This window comes from Flavobacterium solisilvae, assembly GCF_012911605.1.
Taxonomy (GTDB): domain Bacteria; phylum Bacteroidota; class Bacteroidia; order Flavobacteriales; family Flavobacteriaceae; genus Flavobacterium; species Flavobacterium solisilvae.
The window spans coordinates 1-288 of sequence record NZ_JAAMPT010000095.1 but is presented as its reverse complement, the minus strand read 5'-3'; the positions used below and the strand labels follow the sequence as shown (position 1 = coordinate 288).

Below are 288 nucleotides of genomic sequence, written 5' to 3'. Positions count from 1 at the left end.
TTACCGTGTTACAGCCTGTAACATTATCGCTGATGTTGATCCAAATTTGTTGTGGATTACTAGTGTTGGTATAACTGTTTGGTAAACCGTTTGTTTGGTTTTGCGCATCGGTTTGAGTTGCATAATAGGTTACCGTTACGCCTGTTTGTCCGTTGGCAATTTCTAATGTTTTGGTGTCTAAGGTAAAGACTTCTTCTTCATCTCCCGGATTGTTGTAATCACACAACGCATAATCCGTAATGACTGGATTGGCTAGTGGTAATGGGTTGATTTGAAGTTCTAATGTTG

The 288-nt window shown here is 39.6% G+C and carries 1 protein-coding gene; it reads right to left on the bottom strand.

Going from position 1 to position 288, the window contains the following annotated elements; translation table 11 throughout:
- The coding region (locus G6042_RS14705; RefSeq protein ID WP_169522335.1) for a hypothetical protein at positions 1 to 288 on the bottom strand (288 nt) is incomplete at both ends.